17 protein-coding genes are annotated in these 20,744 nt (G+C 70.9%); 12 read left to right on the top strand and 5 right to left on the bottom strand.

The features are described from left to right. Positions 1 to 52: 52 nt before the first annotated feature. The gene (locus AC07EQ_RS10755) at positions 53 to 1,768 is read right to left on the bottom strand and encodes a hypothetical protein (RefSeq protein WP_478387790.1); all 1,716 of its coding nucleotides are present in this window, start codon (positions 1,766 to 1,768) and stop codon (positions 53 to 55) included. 477 nt (positions 1,769 to 2,245) lie between these two features. Between AC07EQ_RS10755 and AC07EQ_RS10750 the strand changes: the two genes are divergently transcribed. Next, positions 2,246 to 3,067 (top strand): M23 family metallopeptidase, encoded by an 822-nt coding sequence (locus AC07EQ_RS10750; protein ID WP_397529596.1) that lies wholly within the window; start codon positions 2,246 to 2,248, stop codon positions 3,065 to 3,067. A 513-nt stretch (positions 3,068 to 3,580) separates the two neighbouring features. Here AC07EQ_RS10750 and AC07EQ_RS10745 read toward each other — a convergent pair. Then, positions 3,581 to 4,048 (bottom strand): GbsR/MarR family transcriptional regulator, encoded by a 468-nt coding sequence (locus AC07EQ_RS10745; RefSeq protein WP_478387789.1) that lies wholly within the window; start codon positions 4,046 to 4,048, stop codon positions 3,581 to 3,583. Positions 4,049 to 4,141: 93 nt separating this feature from the next. Between AC07EQ_RS10745 and AC07EQ_RS10740 the strand changes: the two genes are divergently transcribed. Beyond that, entirely contained in the window at positions 4,142 to 5,770 is a 1,629-nt protein-coding gene (locus tag AC07EQ_RS10740) for a class I SAM-dependent methyltransferase (protein ID WP_478387788.1), read from the top strand. Between the two features lie 259 nt (positions 5,771 to 6,029). Further along, complete coding sequence (locus tag AC07EQ_RS10735) at positions 6,030 to 6,380, top strand: VOC family protein (RefSeq protein WP_358306807.1); 351 nt, start codon at positions 6,030 to 6,032, stop codon at positions 6,378 to 6,380. Here the strand turns inward: AC07EQ_RS10735 and AC07EQ_RS10730 are convergent. Then, on the bottom strand, positions 6,344 to 7,369 hold the full coding sequence (locus tag AC07EQ_RS10730; protein ID WP_478387787.1) for a YncE family protein: 1,026 nt from the start codon (positions 7,367 to 7,369) through the stop codon (positions 6,344 to 6,346). The two genes, AC07EQ_RS10735 and AC07EQ_RS10730, sit on opposite strands and share 37 nt — an antisense overlap. Before the next feature lie 184 nt (positions 7,370 to 7,553). Between AC07EQ_RS10730 and AC07EQ_RS10725 the strand changes: the two genes are divergently transcribed. After that, complete coding sequence (locus tag AC07EQ_RS10725) at positions 7,554 to 8,453, top strand: LysR substrate-binding domain-containing protein (RefSeq protein WP_478388015.1); 900 nt, start codon at positions 7,554 to 7,556, stop codon at positions 8,451 to 8,453. Positions 8,454 to 8,890: 437 nt separating this feature from the next. Here AC07EQ_RS10725 and AC07EQ_RS10720 read toward each other — a convergent pair whose 3' ends face one another. Beyond that, complete coding sequence (locus tag AC07EQ_RS10720; protein ID WP_478387786.1) at positions 8,891 to 11,374, bottom strand: UvrD-helicase domain-containing protein; 2,484 nt, start codon at positions 11,372 to 11,374, stop codon at positions 8,891 to 8,893. A 274-nt stretch (positions 11,375 to 11,648) separates the two neighbouring features. Here AC07EQ_RS10720 and AC07EQ_RS10715 point away from each other — a divergent pair, with 274 nt between their 5' ends. Together AC07EQ_RS10715 and AC07EQ_RS10710 are read left to right on the top strand one after the other, a co-directional pair. Further along, a complete protein-coding gene (locus AC07EQ_RS10715; RefSeq protein WP_478387785.1) occupies positions 11,649 to 12,368 on the top strand; it encodes a DedA family protein in 720 nt (239 codons plus the stop codon). A gap of 296 nt (positions 12,369 to 12,664) precedes the next feature. Next, a complete protein-coding gene (locus AC07EQ_RS10710) occupies positions 12,665 to 12,970 on the top strand; it encodes a chorismate mutase (RefSeq protein WP_132486403.1) in 306 nt (101 codons plus the stop codon). 82 nt (positions 12,971 to 13,052) lie between these two features. Here AC07EQ_RS10710 and AC07EQ_RS10705 read toward each other — a convergent pair whose 3' ends face one another. Continuing rightward, entirely contained in the window at positions 13,053 to 13,853 is an 801-nt protein-coding gene (locus AC07EQ_RS10705) for a 3-hydroxybutyrate dehydrogenase (protein ID WP_478387784.1), read from the bottom strand. A gap of 231 nt (positions 13,854 to 14,084) precedes the next feature. On the opposite strand from AC07EQ_RS10705, the gene AC07EQ_RS10700 reads away from it, so the two are divergent. From AC07EQ_RS10700 to AC07EQ_RS10675, 6 genes are all read left to right on the top strand, one after another. Next, positions 14,085 to 14,402, top strand: a complete 318-nt coding sequence (locus AC07EQ_RS10700) for a hypothetical protein (RefSeq protein WP_478387783.1) — start codon at positions 14,085 to 14,087, stop codon at positions 14,400 to 14,402. Positions 14,403 to 14,551: 149 nt separating this feature from the next. After that, positions 14,552 to 15,277, top strand: a complete 726-nt coding sequence (locus AC07EQ_RS10695) for a PIG-L deacetylase family protein (RefSeq protein WP_478387782.1) — start codon at positions 14,552 to 14,554, stop codon at positions 15,275 to 15,277. A gap of 34 nt (positions 15,278 to 15,311) precedes the next feature. Beyond that, the gene (locus AC07EQ_RS10690; protein ID WP_478387781.1) at positions 15,312 to 16,253 is read left to right on the top strand and encodes a hypothetical protein; all 942 of its coding nucleotides are present in this window, start codon (positions 15,312 to 15,314) and stop codon (positions 16,251 to 16,253) included. A 135-nt stretch (positions 16,254 to 16,388) separates the two neighbouring features. Further along, positions 16,389 to 17,135: a hypothetical protein gene (locus AC07EQ_RS10685; RefSeq protein WP_478387780.1), complete on the top strand. Its 747-nt coding sequence runs from the start codon at positions 16,389 to 16,391 to the stop codon at positions 17,133 to 17,135. A 466-nt stretch (positions 17,136 to 17,601) separates the two neighbouring features. Next, the gene (locus tag AC07EQ_RS10680) at positions 17,602 to 19,011 is read left to right on the top strand and encodes a serine/threonine-protein kinase (RefSeq protein ID WP_478387779.1); all 1,410 of its coding nucleotides are present in this window, start codon (positions 17,602 to 17,604) and stop codon (positions 19,009 to 19,011) included. 204 nt (positions 19,012 to 19,215) lie between these two features. Beyond that, complete coding sequence (locus AC07EQ_RS10675; protein ID WP_478387778.1) at positions 19,216 to 20,733, top strand: serine/threonine-protein kinase; 1,518 nt, start codon at positions 19,216 to 19,218, stop codon at positions 20,731 to 20,733. Positions 20,734 to 20,744: the final 11 nt, after the last annotated feature.

Genomic DNA, 20,744 nt, shown 5'->3' with positions numbered 1-20,744 from the left:
CTGCGGGAACTCCACCCCGGGGCCGCCGGGCATGATCAGGAACCGTTCCTTATTACTGCCGATCGCCGGGCACTCGGGCGGCCGCGATCGACGTTCCGAGCAGCACCACCACGCAGGCCGCTCCGAACCACAAACCCAGGCCGGGCTCGGAGCCCGGGAGCCGTTCCGCGGTCAGCGGGAACTCGAGCACCCGGACCGCCACGACGAGCGCGGCCGCGCAGAGGAGCGCCGCAGCGCGAGGCGGTCGGCACATCGGGGCCAGCACTGCCGCTCCGACCACCGCGGCCAGCGCGATCACCAGTCCCCACGACGTCGTCCCGAAAGCGGTGAACACACCGGGCGCCGTGTAGTCCGGGGCAGTGAGCACCGGGAAGCTGAACGCACCGGCCCCGAGCAGCAGCGCGAGGAGCGACGGAACCAGCACCATGCGGTGCATCGCCATTTCCGTCAGATCCACGTCGTCGCGTTCGACCGCACCGGCGATGGCCGCGACGATCGCCGCGGCCGCGGCGAACAGGACCGCGATCCCGGCCGCCCAGGCTCCGATCCCGGCGCTTGCGTCCGCTGCCTGCACGGCGGTGAACACCGCGTCGAGCACCCCGGCCGCCGCGAACGGGATCACCACCCAGCCCACCGTCAGCATCGGGCGCAGCCATCCGGCGGCACGCGGCAGCAGCAGTCCGATGCCCAGCGCCACCAGCAAGAAGCCGGCGGGCCACAGCATCCGCGCCGGATACGGCGACGGGTCGCGCAGCCCGAAGGGCATCTCCACCTGCGGCGCGGCCGCCGCAAGCAACGCCAGGGCGCCGGCGACCAGGGCGAGCACGGACGAAGTGGTGATCAACCGGGTCAGTGCGGGCAGGCGGAGATCGTCGGTCGACTCACCGGAATCGGCGCGCCCGGCGGGCACGGCCAGCACCGCCAATGCGATCACCGCGACCACGACGAGCACCGGGCCCCAAGCCAGCTGGACCTGGTCGAGCACCGCCGCGGACACCAGCGGCGGCACGGCCACGCAGGCCAGCGCCGCAGCCATCCCGAGCAGCCCGCCGCGGGCGAACTCCGGGTCGGTGGAGCCCACCAGGAATCCGGCGGTGCTCGGCGCGGCGACGGCGAGCAGGATGCCACCGATCAGCAGCACCACCGGCCCGTCCAGCGCCGGGTGCGGCAAGAGGTACGGGTCTTCGGAGGCGAACGGCGCCATCAGGACTCCGACCGCCGCGATCACGCCGGCGCACAGCACGAGCGCGAGCAGGCCTTGCCGGTGCGAACCGGCGCCCTCATCACCGTGCCCGATGCCCCGAACTGCGAGAACACCGGCGACGATCGCCGCGACATGCCCGGCGAGGAGCAACCAGACACCGGCCGAAGGGGCGAGGACGTCGAGGGTTTCCACCCGGAGCAGCTCGGGCCGGGCGGCCAGACCGGGGTCTGCGACGAACTGCAGATCCAGCACCAAGCGGCCGGGCGCGAGCGCCGCCGGGCCGACGAGCACGGCCGCCGCCGTTCCGAGCCGCCCACTCTTGGCGAAGACGAAGGCCAGCGCGGGGGCGAGCAGGGAGAGCACCAGCAAAAGGGGCCATGCCAGGAATGCCGCCGAGGCGCCGGGCTCGACAAGCCCGAGCAATGGGCCGAGGCCGACGAACAGAGCACCGGCGGCGGCCACCACGATCGCGACCCGCAGTCGGATCGGCAGATCGAGATCGGGCTGCGGATTCGCGGCGAGAGCCGAGGAACCGCCGGACGGATGGTCGGGCCGCGCAGTCACCGCGCAGACGCTAGCAACCCCGGACGGCGGCAGCACCTACCGGTCGCACGCTCAGGGACATCCCCTAGGGCCGACCGAACGGAGCACCGCCGAGTGCCCATCAAGCCGCTCTTGGAGTGTGACTCGCAACACATTTCATTACGGCGAGACAACTTGATCGAGACATGTCCGCGTCAGCTGCGGGCCGATCGATCTACCCCGTGCCGATCACGAAGCCGCTGGCAGCTCCGCTGCGCGACGACCACACCCAGTATCCACACGACCCCGACAATCGGGCCCACCACGCGCCTCCCGGGCACGTTCCGTAGCCGGGACACCACGGACAGGGATTTGCCCCTAGGGGATCACCTTGGTTACTGTCCCCCGGTCCGTTGTCACGGTCTGATCACGAAGGACAACCTTCGGCTGGTTCCCCGACCGGCCCCGGGATCCCCGCCCGGAAACGTGATCCGGCTCCCCGAGACGGAAGGGCAGGCATTGGCTCGACACCGCTCCCCCGGCGGCGAAGAACACTCCCCGGGCTGTGCGGAGGCGTCTCCCGACGACCCCTCCAGCAGTCCGGTGAAGACCCGGGGCTCCTCACCCGCATCGGTCTGGCGCGGCCGCGTGGTCGTCGCCGCCGTCGCAGCCGGCGCCTTCGCGGCCGCCGGGCAGTCGATGGCCGCAGGTGAAGGGCACGCCGCCCCGGACCACGACGACTTCAACCCGTCGGACGCATCGGCCTCGTTCAACACCGCGCTGGCCGACCAGTCCTACACCGGCGTCGGCGGCAGCGCTCCCGCTCCGGCGATGCTCCCGGTCGCGCAGACCACCGACGTCAGCTCCGAGATGGATCAGCTCAAGAAGAGCGAGCGGATCACCCAGGAGCGCGACGCCGCCCGCATCGCCGCCGAGGAGGCGGCGCGGGCCCCGAAATACGTGCTTCCCGCCGACGGCAGCTTCACCTCCGGTTTCGGTGGCCGCTGGGGCACCACGCACTACGGCATCGACATCGCCAACGCCAAGGGCACCCCGATCTATTCCGTCGCCGACGGAGTCGTGATCGAGGCGGGCCCGGCCAGCGGTTTCGGCCTGTGGGTGCGGGTGCAGCACGAGGACGGCACGATCACCGTCTACGGCCACGTCAACACCATCACGGCCAAGCAGGGCACGAAGGTGAAGGCCGGCGACCAGATCGCCACCATGGGCAACCGCGGCTTCTCCACTGGTCCGCACCTGCACTTCGAGGTGTGGAACACCAGCGGCAAGAAGATCAACCCGCTGCCCTGGATGCAGGCGCGAGGCATCTCGCCCGCGTAGGCATCCGCGCGAGTTCGGAAGTGGCGTCGACGACCGTCGGCGCCACTTCTGCTTCCAGCCGCCTGCGAAGTCGATGCGCCTGCGAACTCGCCGCGCGCTTGGAGGTCGGCCCGCGCACACCCGCCTCGACATCGACCGGCTGCGAGGCTCGGCCATCGGGGCGTGGCGGCGATCGGCGCGGAAGGCGGCGACCGCCTGATCGCAGGCAAGGCCATGCCGCTCCTGCTGCTCGACGGCGAGGAGACCGTGGCCGTTCGTGACATGCCTTCGCCTAGCGGCTAGGAACATCGGGCGCTGGCCAGCTCCAACAGTTCTGCCTTGCAGCTGCCTCGAAGAGGTAGCCGCCCTCATCACGCAGAAGCCGTTCAGCCTTGCCCCTACCTACCCTGCGCGCTCCGATCGAGCAGATCTCCGCGAGCCTCGGCGATCAGGTCGATCTGGCGCCGATCATCGAGGGCAGCTGTCTGTTGCGCGGTCCGAAGTGCACGAGGCCGCCGAACTCGTCTAGCAGGGTCACGACTCCCGCTGCCGGTGCCACTTCTGCATCAGCTCAGGGATCTCGGCGCGGAGGAACTCGAAGAACCGGCGGGTCTCGTCCAGGCGCCTCCCTGGCCCCGTTTCCTCTCCGACCGCGGCCACGCCTTCGGCGAGGGTCCGCTCCCAGCCGATCAGTTCCGCGTCGCGCTGGACGATGCTCGCGTACCAGACGTCGTCGAGCACCCGGTAGTGATCGCGCCGCTCGCCGGGACCCCGCTCCCGCACCACCAGCTTGACCTGCACCAGGTAGCGGACTGCGCCGGACACCGCCGCCGGGCTCACGTCCAGCACCTCGGCGAGCTCGCTCGCCGTCCGCCGCCCCTCGTCGGCGACGAGCAGGCTCGCGAACACCCGCGCCGCCATGCGCGGGAAGCCGGCGCCGGTCAGGTCCAGGGCGAACCGCTCGACGAACCGCAGCACCTCGTCGCCCGCGCGTTCTGCCATGTCCCCATCCTCAGCAGCCGTGTCGATCACTCGAAAGATTTTATACGGTTTCTTTATTTCACGAATTTGTGAAACAAGTGTAGCTTGGGCCGCGTGACCGAACAGATCCGGTTTACCGGCGCTCAGCAGACGCTCCTCGGCCCCCTCTACGCCCGGGCCATGGACAACCGCAGGCCCGATCCGGTGCTCGGCGACGAGACGGCGGATCGGCTGCTCGACCGCATCGACTTCGACTTCCGCAGGCTGTTGGGCTCGGGAGATCAGATGGCGGTGATCCTCCGGGCCAAGCAGCTCGACGACTGGGCGGCGCGCTACCTCGCCGAGCACCCCGACGCCTTGGTGCTGCACCTGGCGTGCGGCCTGGACAGCCGGGCGTTCCGGCTCGCCGTGCCCACCAACGTGCGCTGGTACGACATCGACATGCCCGACGTGATCGAGCTGCGGAATCGCCTCTACCCGGAGCGCCCGGCGAACTACCGCACCATCGCGGCATCGGTGACCGATCGGGACTGGCTCGACGAGATCCCGACCGGGCGGCCGACTCTGGTCATCGCCGAGGGCCTGACGATGTACCTGACCGAGGCGGACGGCGTGGACCTGCTGCGCCGGCTGGTCGAGCGCTTCGAGATCGGCGAGATGATCTTCGACGCGGTGCTGCCTTGGACCGTGACGGCCGCGCGCTTCTCCGGGTTCCTGCAGCGAACGGGCGCCTCCTTCCACTGGGGCATCGGCGATCCCCACGCCCTCGAACTGCGCGTGCCCGGCCTCCGGCTGCGGCAGGAACTGCCGATGATGGACCTGCCGACCGTGGCGAAGATGCGCGCGACCGACCGCGCGACCGCCAAGGTCATGAACACCCTCCCGGCGCTGCGCAAGGCCATGCGACTGCTGCACTACAGCTTCGAACACCAGAAGCGCGAGAAGGTCGAGCTGACCGGCGCGCAGGCGACGATGCTCGCCACGCTCTACCTGCGCGCGCTGGACAACCGGTCGGCAGACCCGATGCTCGGCGACGGGCACGCCGACGAGGCCGTTCAGCGCATCGACTTCGACTTCGGCAAGTTCAAGTTGCGCGCGCACAGCGCCGGTTCCGTGGCGATGCGCGCCAAGGCGCTGGATCGCTGGGTCGAGGAGGCCCTGCGGCCCGGCATGACGGTCCTGCACCTGGGTTGCGGGCTCGACAGCCGCTTCGAACGGATCAACCCGCCGGAGAGCGTCGAGTGGTACGACATCGACCAGCCCGACGTCATCGAGCTGCGCCGACGCATCTTCCCGGAACGCCCGCACCACCACACCATCGCCTCGTCGGTGACCGCGCCCGGCCTGCTCGACGGCATCCCCGGCGACCGGCCGGTCCTGGTGGTCGCCGAAGGGCTCACCATGTACCTGTCCAAAGTGGATGGTCTGGCGCTGCTGCGCCGCGTCATCGGGCACTTCCCCAGCGGAGAGCTGGTCTTCGACGCTTTCAGCAGCCTGGGGGTCCGGGTGTCCAACCGCTTCAACCCCGCGGTGGTCCACGCCGGAGCGCAGCTGCACTGGGGCATCGACGAGCCGCGAGCGCTGGAATCCAGCGTGCCCGGACTGCGGTTCGTCACCGAGTGGTCTTTCACCGATGCGCCGGAACTCGACAGGTACCCGCTTCCGGCGCGCGCCGCCATCCGCGCGTCCGGGCGCATCACCGCGATGCGGCGGCTGGGCCGGATGCTCCGCTACCGCTTCTGACCCAAGCCCCGGGCGACTCGATCGGGAGGTGCACGGCAGCGCGGTCAGTTCCGCCGGCTCCGCGCGCCGGCCGGTTTCCTGGTGCACTCAGCGGGAAACCCGGTGGCATCGAGTTCCCGCCGCCGAGCTCGTCGGCCATCACGAGATCTCTCGCGGCGGCTGCTCCGGTGTCGTACGGCAGCGCACGTCCCGCCCGGGCTTGTCGTGGAGCGGCGGGCCGCCCGCTGCCGTGGCACGGTTTCGCCAGGAGGTGGTTGCGATGATCAACGGCGCGCACTTGCTGCTGTTCAGCCGGGACGCCGAACGGGACCGGGCGTTCCTCCGCGACGTGCTCGGGTTCGACGCCGTCGACGCCGGGGACGGGTGGCTGATCTTCGGGCTGCCGCCCGCGGAACTCGCCACCCATCCCACCCACGGCGAGCCCACCTGCGAGCTCTACCTGATGTGCGACGACATCGCCGTCACCATCGGCGAGCTGCAGGAAAGCGGCGTCGAGATCACCCGCCCAGTCAGCAACGAAGGCTGGGGACTGCTCACCGCGCTCCGCCTGCCCAGCGGCGCCGAAATCGGGCTCTACGAGCCCAAGCACCCCCGGCCGGCCGGGATGTAGGCGAGGCCGTGCGCGCCGGGCTCGCCACGCCGTTCGATCGGCAGGGTCGCCAGCGTGCTCTGGGCTTCGAGGTCGACGACGGAGACCGTCGAGGACATCACGGCGGACACGTAGGCACGCGTGCCGTCGGGCGAGGACGCGATGGTGAGCGGGAAGCTGCCGACCTCGACGCTGCCCAGCAGCTCGTAGGTGCCCGGCGCGTAGCTCAGCAGCCGCCCGGCTTGCTGCCGGAAGAGGGCCGGGTCGCCGTCGAACCGGAGCCCGCCGACGAGCAGTGTGCCGGTGCTGGTGATGTGGACCGCGAGCACGGGTTCCTCGGTGCGGATCGTCCGGACGATGTCGTTGGTCTCGGTGTCGATCACCTCGATGGTGGTCGGGGCGTCGGGGGCCCCGGCCTTCGGCGTGGCCACGCAAACGTGCTTGCCGTCAGGGGTGACGGCGATTCCTTCGCTGCCCGCGACCGGCACCCGGCGCAGCAGCCGGCCGGCCTCCAGGTCGACCGCCGAGACGAACGGGGCCTCCTTGTTGCTTGCGTAGCCTCGACGCCCGTCCGGCGTGATCACGAACCAGTGCGGGCCCGGCGCCTCGGTGTCGATGCGGCCGATCTGCTTGCGGGTCTTCGTGTCGAGCACGACCACGCCGCCCGGCCCGGCGGGCCCGGCCTCGACGCTGACGTACAGCCGCCGGTTCTCGGCGTCCAGCGCCAGGCCGTGCGGGCCGTGCTCCGGCGAGAGATCGATGACCTCGACGATCTCGCGCGCATCGGCGTCGATGACCACCACCTCGTGGGTCCGGCCGGTGTTCTCGCCGTAGTAGCCCGAGTGGTAGGCGATCGTGCAGTACAGGACCCGGTGCTCGGGGTCGAAGCAGAGCTCGTGCGGTTCCGAGGGCAGTTCGAGGGTTTCCAGCGGCTGGTGGGTGATCGCGTCGTAGAAGCTCACGGTGGGGCCGCTCTGGCTGACCACTGCCAGCACGTCGCCGGTCTGCATGGCCGGTTCTCCTCAGGTCGAAAGGTTCCCGCCGTTGCGGGATCATCTCCACCTTGGGCCGGACAAACCGTTGCCGCGATGACAAAGCCGGCACGCAATACTTGCCCCGCGCGCAATACTGCTGGTGACCAACACCTTCGCGACAGCTGTGACTGACGTCATAATGGAGTTCCAAGTGTCCACACTGGACTTGAACCTGCTGGCGGCACTGGACGCGCTGCTGCACGAGCAAAGCGTGACGCGCGCCGCGGAACAGCTGCAGACCTCGCCCGCTGCCATGAGCCGGACGCTCGGCCGGATCCGCCGCATCCTGCACGATCCGATCCTGGTGCGCGCCGGACAGAGCATGGTCATGACGCCGTTCGCCGCAGCAATGCGCGACGACGTGCATTCCGTCATCGAGCAATCGCGCACGCTGCTCAGCCGCGGCGCGGCGTTCGACCCCGCCTCGCTGTCCCGCACCTTCACCTTGCAGACGAGCGATCTCCTGATCGACGCGCTGACGCCCGGACTGCTCGCGGCGGCCGGGAACGACGCGCCGGGAGTGACGCTGCGGTTCGCCTCCGAAGCCGTCGAGGACACCCGCGCCCTGCGCGACGGCCTGATCGATGTCGAACTCGGGGTGCTCAAGCACCTCGATCCCGAGACCTGCACGGCGCCGTTGACGTCGCTGCGGCTGGTCGGCGCGGTTCGCTCCGAGCATCCGCTGGCTCGCGGCCGGGTCACACCGCAGCGATTCGGCGCGGCCGAGCACATCAGCGTTTCGCGGCGCGGTCACGCGCGAGGGCCGGTGGACGAGCGATTGGCCAAGCTCGGGATCCAGCGGCGAGTCGCGGTCGTGCTGCCCAGCCACACCGCCGCACTGCTGCTGGCACGGGAGACCGATCTCGTCTGCCTGACAACGGAATCCGCGGCGCGACGACTCGGGCTGCACACCTTCGAGGTTCCGCTGGACCTCCCGGGACTGGAGGTGGGCATGGCGTGGCATCCCCGCAACGACGCGGACGCGGCCCATCAATGGCTGCGGGCCCGCATCCGGGACACCGTCGCCGGCCTCGACTCCGCCAGCGGCGCGATTCCCTGACCGGCCCCCGGCAGACACCACGGCAGCGATTTCGATCGCGGGCGCTGCCGGGCCCGGTGCCACCCCGGCAGCGCAGTGCGTCGCTTGGAGGTTCAGGAAGCCCCCGAAGGCGCGGGCCAGGGCCAAGCTGTCCTCGTACGTGACGTAGCGGGTGATCTCCGCCGCTTCCGCCCGCGCGGCTCGCCGCCCGGCCCAGGGCACGTCCTCCGCACCGTAGATGTCCCACTCGATGCGGCCGGCGAAGAGGTCGGCCAACGAGCCGATCTCGCCGTCGCCCAGCCGGCGGTAGAACTCGTCCACGACTGCCCGGGTTTCGCTCACGACGCGCCTCACGCGGTCGTGCTTCCTGCTACCGCAGTACCAAACCCCGGCCGGCCGCCGGACATTCCACCACGCCCCAAGCATTGTCCACTTAGGACATGGAACCGCTCGCCGGGTCAGAGCTTGCTGATCGGCACGCTGCCGATCAGCATCAGGCGAACCGTGCCGGAGCTGCCGAAGTCGATCGTCGCGGTGGCCCGCGGCCCCTCGCCCTCGGTGGACAGCACCGTGCCCAGGCCGTACTTGTCGTGGGTGACCCGGTCGCCGGCCGCCAGCTTGATGGCGACCGTGTCCTTCCAGCCCTTCATGCCGGTGCTGCGCATGCCGCGCTCCGCCAGCCCCGCCTGGGCGGAATCCGACCCGGTGCGGTCGAAACCGCCGCGGCTGCCCCAGGTGCTGCGCACCTGCGGGGCGGCTCGCTCCGGTTCGATCCGGCGCCAGTGCATCAGCTCGTCCGGGATCTCGGTGAGGAACCGCGACGCCGGGTTCGTCATCGGCTGCCCCCACGCCGAGCGCATGAGCGCCCGCGACAGGTAAAGCCGCTGCCGGGCACGAGTGATGCCCACATACGCCAGCCGTCGTTCCTCCGCCAGCTCGGCCGGGTCGCCGAGCGCCCGCGAGTGCGGGAACACGCCGTCCTCCCAGCCGGTGCAGAACACCACCGGGAACTCCAGGCCCTTCGCGGTGTGCAGAGTCATCAGGGTGACGACCCCGTCCCCGGACTCCGGCAGCGAATCCGCGTCCGCCACCAGCGAGACGCGCTCCAGGAACGCCGACAGCGAGTCGTCCGCGGGCAGCCCCAGCGCCGCCTCTTCGGCATCCTCCGCCGCCGGCACCGCCTCCGAGACGACCGCCTCGGCCGACGGATCGACCTCTGCCGCGGACTCGCCGACCGGCGCTCCCGCCAGTGTCTCGGTGAACTCCCGCGCGACCGTTACGAGCTCGGTCAGGTTCTCCACCCGCGTCGCGTCCTGCGGATCGTCGCTGGCTTCCATTTCGGCGCGGTAGCCGGTGCTCTCCAGCACCTTCTCGAGGATCTCGGCGACATCGGACTCCGCCGCGACCGCCTGGAGCTCGTCGAGCAGCGCCACGAAGCCCGCGATGGCGTTGCGGGCCCGCGTGTTGAGCAGCGGAACCTGCCCGGCCGCCGCCTTCCGCAGCGCCGCGGCGAACGAGATCCGCTCCTGCTCGGCGTGCACGGCGACCACGGCCTCCGCCCGGTCGCCGATGCCGCGCTTGGGCACGTTGAGGATGCGGCGCAGGCTGACCGTGTCGTCCGGGTTTTCCAGCACTCGCAGGTAGGCCAGCGCGTCGCGGACCTCGCGGCGCTCGTAGAAGCGGACGCCGCCGACCACCCGGTACGGCAGGCCCAGCCGGATGAACACCTCCTCGAACACCCGGGACTGGTTGTTCGTCCGGTAGAACACCGCGATGTCGTTGAACGTCGCGTCGCCCTCGTCCACCAGCCGATCGATCTCGCCGGCGACGAACGCACCCTCGTCGTGCTCGTTGTCCGCGACGTAGCCGACGATCCGCTCGCCGTCCCCGGCATCGCTCCACAGCCGCTTGTCGCGCCGGTTCGGGTTGCGCCGGATCACCGAGTTGGCCGCGGACAGGATCGTCTGCGTGGAGCGGTAGTTCTGCTCCAGCAGGATCGTCCTGGCCTGCGGGTAGTCGCGCTCGAACTCCTCGATGTTGCGGATCGTCGCGCCCCGGAAGGCGTAGATCGACTGGTCGGCGTCACCGACCACGCACAGCTCCGCCGGCTCGACGCCGCCGTCGGTCGTCCCGGTGCCGACCAGCTCGCGCACCAGCACGTACTGCGCGTGGTTGGTGTCCTGGTACTCGTCGACCAGCACGTGCCGGAAGCGCCGCCGGTAGTACTCCGCGACCGCCGGGTGGTCCTGCAGCAGCTCCACCGTGCGCATGATCAGGTCGTCGAAGTCCATCGCGTTGGACTCGACCAGCCGGCGCTGGTAGCCCGCGTAGACCTGGGCGACCTTGCGCTCCATGTCGTTGCCCGCCTGCTCGGCGGCGGCCTCCGGGGTCAGCAGCTCGTTCTTCAGGTTCGAGATGTGCACCGCGAGCGTGCGCGCCGGATAGCGCTTGGAGTCCAGGTCCTGCTCCCGCGCGATCATGGTGATCAGCCGCCGGGAGTCGTCCGAGTCGTAGATCGAGAAGTTGGACGACAGACCCAGGCTCTTGGCCTCGCGGCGCAGCACCCGGACGCACATGGAGTGGAACGTCGAAACCCACATCACGTTGGCCCGCCGACCCACCAGATCGACGACGCGTTCCTTCATCTCGGCCGCGGCCTTGTTGGTGAAGGTGATCGCCATGATCTGGCCCGGGTGCACGCCACCCGCGAGCAGGTAGGCGATCCGGTTGGTCAGCACCCGCGTCTTGCCCGACCCGGCGCCGGCCACCACGAGCAGCGGCGAACCGGTGTGCACCACCGCGTCGCGCTGCTGCGGATTCAGGCCGTTGAGCAAGGCGTCCGGATCCGGGCCGGACCGCGAGGCGCGCCCGGATTCGTCCGACTGCGGCGATCCGTGCTGCGGAAGATCGCTCTGCCACTGGAGGTCGAGTGGGGTGCTCATCGTTGCTCCACGTTACCGGCGTGCCCGGACAAAACCCGAATCCCGGTGCCCGAACCGGACGCGCGGATCGGCTCGCCGGACGGTTCGGGCACCGACACCCGAGGCCCGGAGCCCGAATCCCGGCCCACCGACGGCGTGCCCGGCACAGCTCCGACCCAATCCCCGGCCGCGAAACTCAGGGACCGCCCCGGGACTTACCCCGATCCCCCGCGCGCAGCCGGCCTGGAAGGTGAGTTCCGACCGCCGAAACCGCCACGGAAACGGAACGGGCCCCATGGAGCTGATCAGCCAGATCGATGCCGCGATCCGGGAGTTCATCGCGTGGGCCGCGACGCTGAGCCCGTGGCTGTGCGTGCTGCTGGCGCTGGTCCTGCTGTCATTGGAAACCTCCCTCTTCATCGGTTTGCTGATCCCCGGCGAGGCGACGCTGCTGCTCACCATCGCCGTCCTCGGCGCCCGGTGGGCGCCGGCACTGTTCGGCGCGGCGGTGCTGGGCAACGTCATCGGGCAGAGCGGGGGCTATTGGCTGGGCCGCCTGATCGGCCCCGGGCTCCGCAACACGTGGGTCGGGCGCAAGATCGGGGCGCGCCGCTGGCAGGCCGCCGAGGCGGTCGTGCACGACACCGGCGGGCGCGCGCTGATCACGACGCGATTCGTCGCCGTGGTGCACGCCGTGGTCCCGGCGGTGGTCGGCACGCTGCGGCTGCCGTACCGCCGTTTTCTGGTGCTCTCGACGGCCGCCGGCGCGCTGTGGTCGGCGGTGCAGACCACCGTCGCGGTGGCGCTCGGCGAGGCCGCCCGGGCGGTCGGCTACGGCTGGACGGTGCTCGCGCTGACCTGTGCCGGCGGCCTTGCGGCGGGCATCTTCGTGATCCGCAGCGCGCGTCGGGAGTCCGCGCGGAAGGCGGCGGAACGGGCCGGCGCGGACGCCGCCGGGAGTCAGGGCCGGAGTGCTGGCCGGGACGCCGGCCTGCAGCGGATTCGGTCGTCATGACTCCAAGATCCGCGCCGTTCCCGGCACATTTCCACCGAATAACTCGAACTGGTGATCGATAATCGCCATGGTCCACCCGTTGGGATGATGGGCCCACCTCATGGCCAGGCCGATACCGGCTGTGGCAGACTGGTCGCGTGCGAACGCAGACCTACGAGTTTTTCTACGGGCCCGGGACTCCGGCGCCCGTAGCTGCGTGAGCTCAAAACCACTACGACGCCCCGGGGTCCTCGGACTCGGGGCGTTCGCGCGTTCCGGGGACCGGGGACGGGGCCGAATCCGGAGGAAAACGCCCGATGAACGCCACTGTGGACGGTGACCAGCCGAAGTCCGAGCCCGCCTCGGCCAAGCAGGCCGCCGCGGAGGCCATCAGCAACTTCCGCGAGGAGATCGACTACCTGGACGCCGAGATCCTGCGCCTGGTCAAGCGCCGCGCCGAGGTCTCCCAGCAGGTCGGCCAGGCCCGCATGGCGGCCGGCGGACCGCGCATCGTCTACAACCGCGAGATGGACGTGCTCGCCCGCTACCGGGAACTCGGCCCGGAGGGCCGCGAGCTCGCGATGATCCTGCTGCGCCTGGGCCGCGGCCGCCTCGGCCACTGACACGACCGTTCCCAGTCCCGTTTCCGACGGCGAACGTGCTGGTGGGCAGCCCAGGGCCGCCCACCAGCTCGACGGGAAGAACTCAGTGCGAGGTCCAGCCGCCGTCGATCGGGAACGACGCCCCGGTGATCGACGTGGTGCCCGGGCCGCACAACCACACCGCCAGCTCGGCGACCTCCGCCGGCTCCACCAGGCGCTTGATCGGCGTGCGGGCCAGCAGCACGTCTTCGAGGACCTGGTCCTCCGGCACCCGCAGGAGTTCCGCCTGGTCGGCGATCTGGCGCTCCACCAGCGGAGTCCGCGCGAAGCCCGGGCAGACGCAGTTGGAGGTCACCCCGTGCGGGGCCCCCTCCAGCGCGGTCGCCTTGGACAGCCCTTCGATCGCGTGCTTCGCGGTCACGTAGGCGCTCTTGAACGGCGACGCGCGCAGCCCGTGCACGGACGAGATGTTGACGATCCGCCCCCAGCCGCGGTCGTACATGCCCGGCAGCGCGGCTCGCACGATCCGGAACGGCGCCTCCACCATCACCCGCAGCATCGCGCTGAAGGTGTCGGTGGGGAACCGGTGGATCGGCGCGACGTGCTGGAAACCGGCGTTGTTGACGACGATGTCCACCCGCTCGCCGAGCGCCGCGGCGGCATCGAGATCGGCCAGGTCGACGATCCTGGCCTCGGCGTCGATCTCGGCCGCGATGGCCTCGACCTTGGCCGCCCGGTCCACGGCGATGACCTCTGCGCCGGCCGCCGCCAGCCGGCGGGCCACCGCCGCGCCGATCCCGCTCGCCGCACCCGTGACGAGTGCTCGCTTGTCCCCCAGATCCAGGCCGTTGGTGCTGGATCGCGCAGAGCTCGCACCAACCGACCCGGCCAACCGATCGCTCATAGCCTGAGAACCTAAGGCGTGAGTCCGGTCTCAATCCAGGGCCAAATCACAACCTTTTCCACCGGCCGCCGCGGCAGTGCGGCTGACCGGGCGTTTTTCGCAGTAGTGCATTCGGCGGATCTTCCGGCGGCACCCCGGAGCCCCCGGGATTCCGCCCACCCGCGACCCGCGCGCGGCATATCCGGGATATCACCCATACCGGGCACGGCGGAAACAAGGCAGACTGTGGTCATGGGTGTTCTTGGTCTTGTGGCCTTTCTCGTGACGCTGGCCGGGGTGCTCGTCGCCGCCGGGCACGCGGGCTACCTCGCGATGCTGACGTCGGCCGCGAAGAAGCGCGCCGGCGGCCAGCCCGCCGTGGACTTCGCCCGGAAGCGGTTCCCGATCGCCGGTGTCGGCCTGGGCGTGACGCTGCTGGCGCTGCTGATCAGCTCCGGCGACTCGGCCGGGGCGGACATCTTCGCGATGATCCTCGGCGGTGGCGGCGGTGTCGCCTCGCTCAAGGCGCTGCAGTCGACGCAGGGCAAGTTCCGCAACGGGCAGTTCTGATCGGCCGCTCAGCACGCTGAGCAGTCATATGCCAGATCAGCATTGGGCCTTTCGGTGTACTCATTCGCACCGAAAGGCCTCTTTGGTCACCTTGCGTGATTGAGCGACCCCGCACCGGAGTCATCGCGCCCGCCCCTTAGGCTGTGACCATGACCACGTCGCCGGAAACGTCCTCGACACTCCGCGCCCTGGTGGTCACCGCACACCCCGACGACGTCGACTTCGGGTCGGCGGGCACCGTCGCGGCCTGGGTCGCCGACGGCGTGCAGGTCGCCTACTGCGTGTGCACCGCCGGTGATGCCGGCGGCTTCGACGACACTCCGCGCGAGGACATGCCGCGCATCCGGCAGGACGAGCAGCGGGCCGCCGCGGCCGCCGTCGGCGTCTCCGACGTGCGCTTCCTCGGCTACCGGGACGGGCAGGTCGTCGCGAACCTGCAGCTGCGCCGGGACATCACCAAGGCGATCCGCGAGGTCCGCCCGCACCGGGTCATCAGCCACTCCCCGGAGATCAACTGGGCGCACCTCCCGACGTCGCACCCGGACCACCGGGCCGTCGGCGAGGCGACCCTGGCCGCGATCTACCCGGACGCGCGCAACGGTTTCGCCCACCCCGAGCTGCTGCGGGAAGGGCTGGAGCCGTGGACGGTGCGCGAGCTGTGGATGTCGGAGTCACCCGAAGAACGGATCAACCGCGCGGTCGACATCACCGATCACTTCGACGCGAAGCTCGCGGCGCTGGCCGCGCACCGGTCGCAGACCGCGCACCTCGACGACCTCCAGGGCATGATCCGGCGACACCTGGCACGAACGGCCGAGCGGCACGGCATGGCCGGTCGACTCGCCGAGGCATTCCACGTTGTCGACACGTCGTGAACTCCCCGCGAGTGGCAGAAAGTCGAGATCTCCGATGCACAGCGGCAGAACCCTCGGCTGGAGCGGCCAGCTCGACTGGCCGCCGACGCCGGAAACGCCCGCGCACGGCCGGCACCGGGCCGGGTCCCCGGTGCCGTGGACGCCGGCGGTCCGCCCGCGCCGGCCGGCGCACGCGCTCGGCGCGCGGCTGACGACCGACCCGCTGGTCGACACCATGCCGGTGGGCGGGCTGCACAAGTTCGACCTGGGCATGGTCCCGGCGTCGGTCACCCCGCCGCGGACCTGGCGGCAGGCGGCCTGGTTCGCGATCGCCTCGTCGGCCGCCGCGCTGGGCGGGCTGATGTTCGCCACCACGCTGCTGGCCGGCGGGTCGACGACCATCGAGGGCTTGGAGCTGCCGGGCATGCCCCGCGGGGAGTACCCGCCGGTGCCGCCGACGGATCCGTACTACCTGACGGGCGACCCGACCCGGCCCGAGGCGGTGCGGGCGACGGGCTCGGTGCAGCCGCTGCCGCCGCTGGCGCCATCGCCGCCGATGGGCACGCCGACGGGCATCCCGTTCCAGCCGAACCCGATCGGCAGCTCAGCCCCGGGCGCTCCCGGCCTGCCGACCTCCAGTGCCACCCCGACGCCCAGCCCGCCGAGGACGTCGGAGCGGCCGGCGCTGCTGTTCGCCGACACCGGGCCGGTCAAGCGGCGCGGGGCGGAGTACTACGCCGCGATCGGCCGCGGCGACCTGCGAAGCGCATACGCGTTGACCACCGGGTCGCTGCACGCCGAGGGCTACGAGGCGTTCGCCGCGAGGTATTCGGGCGCCAAGTCGGTCGACGTCGTCGAGAGCTACGCGACTCCGACCAGCACGCTGCACACCGTCCGGCTGACGATGGCGGACGGCACGGTGCAGACGCAGCGCCGGGAGCTGCGGTACACGATGGAGGACGAGCCGCTGATCACCTCCGACCAGCGGATCGCCTGATCACTGCTCGTGATCCACTGCTCCGTTCGAGTCCTCGCGCACCCCCCTTCCGGTGAACTCGGCGGTAAGCCTTTCGCGATCCGGACGTCGGCGCGGTACGAGTTCTACGGCGAACTCATGAGGGCGGGCGAGCGAGTGCAGCAACATCCTTCGACCAGCAGGCGGCGCGGCGGTGCGGGCGCGGTCACCGTGGCCGAGTTGATCAAGCGCGAGCCGCTGTCACCGGAGCACGAGCGGATCGCCGACGAGCTGCTCAAGGCGCCCGACCCCACTGCCGACGCACCCCCGCTGCGCAGCCGGATCGCCTTCGGCGTGCTGGGCGCCCTGCTGCTGCTCGTGGCCGCCACGATCGGCGCGAGGCTCGTCGCGCAACCCGCCGCCGCGCCGCGTCCGGTCTCCTCCGCCGCCCCGATCACCGGTGTGCCGGCACTGCGCCCGGATCTGGTCCGGGCGGCCGGCTGGCCGTTCGACGCCAACGGCGGTTTCGCCGCGGCGGCCGGTTTCGGCGGGGCCGACGATGCGCCGGAAGCCGCGGAGCAGGGCACCGCGAACCCCGCGGCCGGCAGCCACGAATCGGCGCTCAACCTGGTCGACGAGTTCTACCGCCGCCTGGACCACGACCCGGGCTCGGCCGTTTCGCTGGCGGCGCCGGAGCTGCTGGCCGGGCAGCAGGCGGCGCTGGTCGGCGCCTGGCAGGCGGTCGAATCGACGCAGCTGCAGGTTCGGACCTCCTCGGCCGGGGTGGTGCTGGCCGAGGTCAAGGCCCGCTACCCGGACGGGCACCGGGTGGTGCTGCGCCAGCTGCTCACCGTCGAGTCCGACGCCTCCCCGCGGATCGTCGGGGCCGAACTGCTCGGTGCCCGGCACATCGCGCCACGATGAACCGTGACCGGCCGCGCACAACAATGCGGCAACGACCCGAGCCCCGTGAAACGCCCGCCGCTGTACCGGGATGAACCGGGCGCACCGATATCGTTGCCCGGCGCAACCGGTGTGCCGCCCGCTCGGGACGTCGCCCGCGGCCCCACAGGACCGACATCACCAGCGGAAACGACTGTGAGGAGAATCCGGTTCGGCCGACCGCGCGGGAGCGCCGGCGTACCGTCGAATCCGGTTGCACGGATCTTTCGACTTCGGGCCTACGCCGACCTGGCGTCGGCTAGGCTCCCGTATCGCGGTCGGGTTCGAGACGTTCGACGAGCCCGAACCGCGAGGAGAACGTGTACATGTCGGAGGGCCGGAGCCGGTCCGCCAAATCCGCCGATGTTCGGTGGGGCCGTACCCGGGACCATTATCCCCGGGATTCGCGGTGCCTGCTGAGCATCGATAGCAGTACGGGGAGACGTCGGTGAGCGACGAAGGTCGCCTGGTCGCCGGACGCTACCGAGTGCAGCGACGCATCGGCAGTGGCGCGATGGGCGTGGTGTGGGAGTGTGTCGACGAACGCCTGCACCGCACGGTCGCGGTCAAGCAGTTGTTGCTGCAGCCCGGATTGGATCCGGGTGAGGCCGAGGAAGCGCGGCAGCGGGCAATGCGGGAGGGCCGGATCGCGGCCCGACTCCAGCACCCGAACGCGATCTCGGTCTACGACGTGGCCGAGGACGAGGGTCAGCCGGTCCTGGTCATGGAGTACCTGCCTTCCGTCAGCCTGGCCGGGATGATGTCCGATCACGGGCCGCTCCCGCCGCGCGAGGTGGCGCGGATCGGCGCGCAGGTCGCCTCGGCGCTGGGTGCGGCACACGCCGCCGGTGTCGTGCACCGCGACATCAAGCCCGGCAACATCCTGCTCGGCGACAACGGCCAGGTGAAGATCACCGACTTCGGCATCTCGCGGGCCCAGGGCGACGTGCAGGTCACCAAGACCGGGATGCTCGCGGGCACGCCCGCCTACCTCTCGCCCGACGTGGCGATGGGTCAGGAGCCGACGCCCGCGTCCGACGTGTTCTCGCTCGGCGCCACGCTGTACGCGGCGATCGAGGGCCACCCGCCGTTCGGGCTCAACGAGAACACCCTCGCACTGCTGCACGCGGTGGCGGCCGGGAAGATCGAACCGCCCCGGCAGGCCGGCCCGATGGCGCAGCCGCTGATGGCGATGATGGCCGCCCGCGTCGAGGACCGGCCGGACATGGCGCAGGTCCGGGACATGCTGCAGTCGGTCTCCGACGGCGGCTCGGTGACGTCGATCCCGACCATGGCGGCACCGATCCCGCCCGCGCTGGCGCCGGAGTCCAGCCAGCCCGAGATGGCCCCGACCAGCGTCGTCGGCTCGCAGGGCACCACCGTCGCGTACTACGAGGAGGAGCCCTACTCGGAGCAGTCGTACGAGGACGCGACCTCGTACATGGGTTCCGACACCCGCGGCGATGCGGCGATCTACGAGAAGCCGCGCAAGAGCAAGCGGCCCGTGGTGATCTCGGGCATCGCGCTGGTGGCCGTCGCGGTGATCGCGGTCCTGGTGACCTCGGCGCTGATGAACGGCCAGAAGCCGCCGGAGACCACCGGGAACCCGACGACCTCGGAGATGAACCCGCTCCCGCCGCCGGTGGCGGAGACCACCTCCGAGCAGGAGCCGGCCAACACGCGGACCAACTCGCCGTCGACGAAGACCAACTCGCCGCCGACGACGACGAAGCCGACGACGCAGACGCAGCAGCCGACGACGAAGCCCACGACGAAGCCGACGACGAAGCCGACGACTCCGCCCTCGGACACCCAGGACGAGCCGACGACCGAGCCGACCGGCGGCACCGAGGAATAACGAGATCCGGTCTCGAACCCGCGGTGGCCGGGGCGTTCACCACGAGGTGAGCACCCCGGCCACGTGCATGTCCGGGCTCGGGCGGGCCCAGGGTGCGGCCGCGTGCGGGACGCCCAGTAACGTTGAACACCGTCGAGTGAAAGCTGGCCACGGGGGTCCGGTCAGTACTGTCCAAGCAGGCTCAGCCAGTACCAGGAGACACCGGTGAGCGCCGAAGGTCGTTTGATCGCGGGCCGGTACCGCTTGCAGCAGCAGATCGGCAGCGGCGCCATGGGCGTGGTGTGGCAGGCCGTTGACGAACGCCTGCACCGCACGGTCGCGGTGAAGCAGCTGCTGCTTCAGGCCGGCTACACCCCCGAGGAAACCGAGGAAGCCCGTCAGCGAGCGATGCGCGAAGGCCGCATCGCCGCCCGATTGCAGCACCAGAACGCGATCGTCGTGTTCGACGTCGCCGAGGACGAGGGCCAGCCGGTCCTGGTCATGGAGTACCTCCCGTCGCGAAGCCTCGCGTCTGTCATCGACGAGCAGGGCGTGCTGCCGCCGCTGCAGGTGGCCAGGATCGGCGTGCAGGTGGCCGGGGCGCTGGCCGCCGCGCACATGGCCGGCATCGTGCACCGCGACCTCAAGCCGGGCAACATCCTGCTCGGCGACAACGACATCGCGAAGATCACCGACTTCGGCATCTCGCGCGCCATCGGCGATGTCGCGGTCACCAAGAGCGGCATCCTCGCCGGCACCCCGGCCTACCTGGCGCCGGAGGTGGCGCTCGGCCGCGACCCGGCGCCGGCGTCCGACGTGTTCTCGCTGGGCTCGACGCTGTACGCGGCGATCGAGGGCGGGCCGCCGTTCGGCGTGGACGAGAACGCGATCAGCCTGCTGCACCGGGTGGCGCGCGGGCAGATCGAGCCGCCGCAGCAGGCCGGTCCGATGACCCCGGCGCTGATGCAGCTGCTGTGCCCGGACCCGGTCGACCGGCCGACCATGGCGCAGGCCCGCGAGCTGCTGCAGGCCGTGCTCGACGGGCGGCCGATCCCCACCGCTTCGCCGAACGTGGGCTGGCAGCGGCCGACCGCCGCAGCGCCGCGCACGCCTCCTGCGGGCAACCGGATGGGTCCGCCACCGAGCGCCAACCCGCCCACGCGCGTCGGCGCCGCGGTTTCGGCGGCGGAGCCGGCGCGGCGCAACTACCGCCAGGTGGCGCTGTGGGTGGTGGCGATCATCGTCGCGGTGCTCGTCGGCGTGCTCGCCGCGAACGCCTTCGGCGTCGGGGCCCCGCCGGAGCAGCCCGGCCCGGCCACCTCGACGCAGTCCGCCCCGCAGCCCCAGCCGACCAGCACCACGCCGACCACATCGGCCGCGCGGACGACTTCCGCGCAGCCGACCACGACCAGCCCGACGACGTCGAACTCCGCGGGGCAGCCGTCCAAGGAGGAGGTCGTGAACGTGGTGCGCGACTACTACTCGCTGGTGCCGAAGAAGCTGGACCAGGCGTGGGAGCTGCTGGGCCCGAGCCTGCAGTCGCAGGGCAAGGACGGCTACGAGAGGTTCTGGAAGACCATCGACGACGTGAAGATCATCGGCGAGCCGGTGATGTCCGGGTCCAACGTGATCGTCACGCTGCAGTTCACCAGGGGCCACAGCAAGATCACCGAGACGCACTCGCTCGGCATGGTGGCCACGCCGGACGGCGACGTGCTGATCAACACCGACCGCCGGCGCTGACCCGGCCCAGC

It is taken from the genome of Saccharopolyspora sp. NPDC045839, assembly GCF_056431645.1.
The sequence above is the reverse complement of the archived record's forward strand: the minus strand, read 5'-3'. Positions and strand labels throughout refer to the sequence as shown.